This window comes from Vibrio sp. Y176 (assembly GCF_033438945.1).
In genome coordinates, this window is record NZ_JAWOQS010000443.1 from 1 (window position 1) to 744 (window position 744).

Below are 744 nucleotides of genomic sequence, written 5' to 3' on the forward strand. Positions count from 1 at the left end.
TCGATGTCTATCGCTTGTCCGGTCCCTTCGCCAACTTGACGGAAATTATGTTCTCGCAAGCGGCCAATTTCATGCAGGAGAGATGGGATCTGCTGTGCGCTGGCGCAGTACACGTCGAACTCGCCATTTTGAAGCAATTGGGTTTCTGCCGGTAAGTTGTGCAGCTCTTCAAGCAATTGGCCTATGGGTAACCCTACCGCAATAGGGAAGAGATCATTGTCTGAGACCGTTTGCTGAGTGGCACTTACATCGCGGTTAAGCAGGTAGGTGTTGAGCCTTAGATAATTGACGATCTGATCATCGTTGAGGTTATTGAGTTCTTTAAACTTGATTGCTTGCCCAAAGGACAACTCAATGGTTTTTGCGCTCTTGTTGAGTAGCTCTCTTCCTAACATCAAGGTGCGTAAAAGAGGGTGGATTTTACCTGCCATGTAGAAGCGTTTTGAGTTCTGCCCACGAATGAAGATGGGAACAGTGGCGGCTTTGTTCTTACGAATTAACGCACTGACACTGCGGCTCCATTCTTTGTCTTCTAAACGCTGTTGTTTGGCATCCACCAACTTTGACACTTCACCCGCAGGGAAAACCAATAACAAGCCGCCATTCGCAAGGTGTTTGTTGGCTGCTCTAAGTGCCTTCATGTTCGACTTGACCGCATCTTTGCCCTCGAATACGTCGACACCAATAAAAAGTTGGTCGAGCTCTGGCACGGTTTTCAGGTACTGATTCGCTAAAATTTGGATA

At 47.4% G+C, this 744-nt stretch carries 1 pseudogene; it reads right to left on the minus strand.

The features are described from left to right. Positions 1-744 (minus strand): annotated as a pseudogene (locus R7O13_RS26575) (hemolysin); the annotation flags it as partial.